3 protein-coding genes and 2 pseudogenes are annotated in these 4,266 nt (G+C 65.4%); 1 reads left to right on the top strand and 4 read right to left on the bottom strand.

What is annotated here, in order from left to right; all coding sequences use genetic code 11:
• Positions 1 to 1,758 precede the first annotated feature (1,758 nt).
• Positions 1,759 to 2,655, bottom strand: coding sequence for an IS3 family transposase (locus AC0699_RS39380; RefSeq protein WP_478671399.1), 897 nt, complete (start codon positions 2,653 to 2,655; stop codon positions 1,759 to 1,761).
• A gap of 9 nt (positions 2,656 to 2,664) precedes the next feature.
• Positions 2,665 to 2,994 (bottom strand): transposase, encoded by a 330-nt coding sequence (locus AC0699_RS39385; protein WP_478671390.1) that lies wholly within the window; start codon positions 2,992 to 2,994, stop codon positions 2,665 to 2,667.
• 73 nt (positions 2,995 to 3,067) lie between these two features.
• On the opposite strand from AC0699_RS39385, the gene AC0699_RS39390 reads away from it, so the two are divergent.
• Positions 3,068 to 3,550 carry a hypothetical protein gene (locus tag AC0699_RS39390; protein ID WP_478671394.1) on the top strand — a complete coding sequence of 161 codons (483 nt, stop codon included), beginning with the start codon at positions 3,068 to 3,070 and terminating at the stop codon, positions 3,548 to 3,550.
• 119 nt (positions 3,551 to 3,669) lie between these two features.
• Here the strand turns inward: AC0699_RS39390 and AC0699_RS39395 are convergent.
• Both AC0699_RS39395 and AC0699_RS39400 read right to left on the bottom strand, forming a co-directional pair.
• A pseudogene (locus AC0699_RS39395) lies at positions 3,670 to 4,035 on the bottom strand (transposase); the annotation flags it as partial.
• 117 nt (positions 4,036 to 4,152) lie between these two features.
• Positions 4,153 to 4,266 (bottom strand): annotated as a pseudogene (locus tag AC0699_RS39400) (IS5/IS1182 family transposase); the annotation flags it as partial.

Here is a 4,266-nt window from a genome sequence, read left to right on the forward strand (position 1 = left end):
ACGACAGTCGGGCCTCCGCGCTGCCCTCGCCAGCCACAGAACGCACGACGGTCTGCCGACTCCGTCGGCAGACCGTCAAGAAAGATCGAGGCTAACGAGCCGAAGTCAGTAACCGGCGCCGCAGGCTTCGCTTCATGCTACGGACCGCTGCTTTGCTCCCCCTTTGAAGGGCTTTCGACACTGGGCTTCGGCGCCGGGCGTTTCCCCCCGACGCCGCCAGTCTGCTACCGGGCCTCCTGGCAGCTACCCGGACCGGACTCCCACCGGCAGGCGGCAACGAGCTTACGACCAGAGGTCACTTACAACACCAAGACCTCCAGTCTGCTGGGCGCGCGAAAGCCCGAGGCTAAGAGGCGGTCTGCGATCGCAGCTACTGAAGGATGCGTACATCGAAACCGTCAGTTGCTCGTCAACCAACCCTGTCGAGACATTCCAGCTCAACGGTCCCGCCTGGTTTCTTTGCCAGGCTACCGAGCGGGACTGCCTGTCTGATCACGAAGATGGCCCCGTGAATGTATACCCTGAGCTCACCTGCTTTCCCGTCAAGGGGAGAGGCAAATCGCCCTGGCGGTAACGGTGTGGTTGTTGCTACCGGTGTTGACCACGGTGACAGAAAAGGTGTCGAGGGAGCTGGTGGCACCGATGTTTACCACCACCAACGTCGGGTCATTAACCGAATATCCCCCACCGGAGAGAATGGTTCCAGAGGGGCAATTTGCCGTAGCGGAGCCGACATCCCCCGGCCCAACAGTTTGCGGCGTACCCGAGATCTGGATGTTTCCAATTACGCCAGCAGGTCCAGTGGCTCCGGTGGGGCCAGCAGGCCCGGTGGCTCCGGTTGGTCCTGTAGGGCCAGCAGGCCCGGTGGCTCCGGTTGGTCCTGTTTTGCCCTTGCACCGGTTTGTGTCGTTGCCCGAGTAGAAGTCGGCGAGGTCGTCGTAGGTGTAGTAGCACCTGTCGCCTGGCGACAGTGCCGCGCCGTCGGTTGTCCTGTGGGTGGGGGCGGCTGCCAGGGCGGGGCTGGCGAAGCCCAGCGCTACGAGGGCCAGTGACGCCATCGCGCCGCCGGTGAGCAGCCTGGTCCTCACCGGACCCGGACCAGGACCGGATCCGATCCTGCTCGCAGAGCTCATGAAAGTGTCCTACCTTCGTGTGGTTCAACTCGGTTCCGAGTGGCAGGTGGCAGGAGTGGAAATCGTCCACCCGCTCTTTCGGAGAGCATTCGGCCATATTCCGAATGCGCACGGGAGGCGCGCGAGCCGTTCGGCTTTTCGCCTGCCAGGAGAACCCGAAAGGAGTATGAACGTGCCAGGGAACGCGAGCGAAATCGGAAGTCCTCACAACGGTGCCGGCACCGGGCCCGTCTGCGGCCGGGACCGGACGCGAACTGGCCACGTCAGGGAGTTCCTGACGCATGCCCGACCCCCGGGACCGTCGGCATCACGACTCCGGACCGACCCGGGGGCCGACCAGGGCTGATTCAAAGTCCTGGTGATCACGAGGGTGTGCAGGGCGCAGCGGTATGACGATGCGGGTGGGGGCCGCTACGAACACAACGAAGCTCCGGCTAATGTGGGTGACCGCCAAGTCGCCCTGCTCAACCGGAGCTTCGATGTGCCGCCAGTCTGCCACCGTCTGTCTGGCCATGTCGCCCACTGCCACACAGCGTGCCGTCAGCGGCATCGCTGACCGGCTGGCCGCGCTGCGCGATCCGCGGGGAGGGCGCGAATGTCAATCCCCTTGGACTGTGGAGAACTTCTATGCGGCGAGCTCCAGGCCGGAGTTGGCCCGGTGGTCGTGTTCGTAGTCGATCGGGCTGTGGTACCGACACACGCTGTATAGTCGGCGGGTGTTGTAGAAGCCGGTAAGCCACGTAGCGATCTTCAGCCGGGCCTCGGTCCGGGTGGCGAAAGTGTGCCGGTGGACGTACTCGACCTTGAGTACGCTGTTGAACGCCTCGCTGACGGCGTTGTCGAAACACGAGCCGACCCGTCCCATGGACTGGGTCACGCCGAGGCGCCGGCAGGCCCGCCGGAAGCGACGGGAAACATACTCGCTGCCTCTGCCGCTGTGAAAGATCACGCCCTTGACATCGCCACCGCGGGTGGCGGCGGCCATGTGCAGCGAGGCGACGACGAGCCCGGCATCATGGCGCTCGCCCATCGCGTAGCCGAGCAGGCGGCGGGAGAACAGATCGATCACCGTGGCCAGATACATCTTGCCCTCACCCGTGACGATCTCGGTCATGTCGCCGCACCACACCTGGTCCGGTGCCTCGGCAGTGAAGTCGCGGCGCATGAAATCCGGAGCCGCCGCCCTCCTCCCGGGCCCGGTCAGACCGTGAAGCCGACGGATCTTCCGCCCGGCCAGGCCCAGCCCAGCCATGATCTTCGCGACGGTGTTCACCGACACTCGCCACCCCTCCCGCAGGAGCATGATCCAGACCTTCGGCGAGCCGTAGGTGTCTCCCGAGCCCTCGAAGATCTGCTTGATGGCATCGGCCAGCTGTCCCCGCCAGATCTCACGAGCGGTCGTGGGCTTGTCGCGCCACTTGTAGAACCAGGACTCCGACACTCCAAGAACCCGGCAGGCGGCGGTGCGGAACCTGGTGCGCGGCCCTCTGGTTACCGATGAACGCGGCCAGCGCCGCGGGATCGGACTCGGTCACTTCACCCAGAGGGCCATGCATCGCTTGAAGACATCACGCTCCATCTCCAGCTCACGGATGCGCTTGTTCTTCTCCGTCATCTCCCGGCGCAGCCGCTCCAGCTCGGCCTGCTCCCCCTCGCGCAGCCGCCCACCGCGATCCACGGCCGCGGGCCGGTCGGAAGACGCCGACCCGTTACGACGCCACCGCGAGACCCAGCTGTGCAGCGTGCCCGGATGAACACCGAGCTCCTCAGCGACCTCCGGGATCGGCCTCCCTGTCTCGATCACGATGCGTACAACACCCTCACGAAACTCCGGCTCATACGTACGTCGCTTGGACCCCATGAACCCCACCTTCCCCTGCAATCACGGACTCCACGCTACGAGGGGAGGGACAAAGCGCCCTGCCTTCCGCACGGTGCAGGCCAACAGTGCGCGCGTCGTGGACGAGTGGCTGCCCGTCAAGGACTGGTCGACCGACGCGGTCAAGGAGTGGCACGCCAGCGCGCCGGTGCCGTACTGCTGGACGTATGACTCCGTGCCCGGCGCAGGCGACTGGGCCGGAACCTCCCGCTGCTCGTGCTCACTGTGTGTCTTCGCCTCCCGCGCTGACGTGCTGCTCTCTCTCGGTCGGCGGCCGCGGCTGGCCGACCTGCACGCCGAGGTCGAGCAGGTGCGGGGCGACAGCTTCCGCGCTGACTGGCGCATCACCGACCTGATCCGGCACGCCGCAACCTGCGGGGCGCCCAGCCCCGGCGTCGTCTGCCCGGACGATGGCCCGGAGTTCACTGCACTCGAGGAGCAGGTCCGTCAGACGCTGAAGAAAGAGCCGCGCAAGGAACCTGAGATGGCCCGCGGCGGCGGTCGTGCGCTGTGTGACGGCTGCACCGCCCACAGCTGATACCCGCGTGTGTCGGGCCGGGTCTGTCCCGACCCGGCCCGGCACACGTTCCCATACAGTGGATGAAAGAGATTCCCAATGAAGTTGTCAACCAGGCTTGGTGACGCTTTGTGAGCGTGTCACGCCGCTGTGGCAGCGGGTCGGGTTGGGCTCGCTTCGAAGGTGCGGTTGTCGCGTATGAGAGCCCACAGGACGTTCAGACGGCGTCTAGCGAGGGCGAGAACGGCCTGCTTGTGATTCTTCCCCTCAGCTCGTTTGCGCTGGTAGAACGTCTTCGAAGCGGGGCAGTGGATGGCCGCGACCTGGGCGACAAGGTAGAACACGCGCAGCAGGCGTCGGCTGTAGCGGCGTGGTCGGCGCAGGTTGCCGCTGACCTGTCCGGAGTCCCTGGGGACCGGGGCGAGCCCGGCGACGCCGGCAAGGCGGTCTGGGCTGCCGAAGGCGCTCATGTCGCCGCCGGTCAGGGCGATGAACTCGAGCGGCAGGGCCGACTCACCATGCCTGGCAGATACTCACCATGAACGCCGTTGCTCAACCGTGATTTCAACCGGGTTCTGTGGTGAGCGAATCGGTGAGTGGTGCCGGGTTTCTTACTGATCATTTCAGAATGAGTTTCGGAGTCGTCTCAAGCAGATGATGCTGCAGGCGAGTTGGAGTAGGCCGAGGTGGAGGTCGGCGCGTATCTCGTAGCGGATCCGGAGGCGTTTGAACTGGTG

Source organism: Streptomyces sp. NPDC043870 (genome assembly GCF_056435785.1).

Excerpts from the sequence above, each read along its gene's own strand:
- AC0699_RS39385 (WP_478671390.1), bottom strand. The coding sequence starts at position 2,994 with ATGGGGTCCAAGCGACGTACGTATGAGCCGGAGTTTCGTGAGGGTGTT.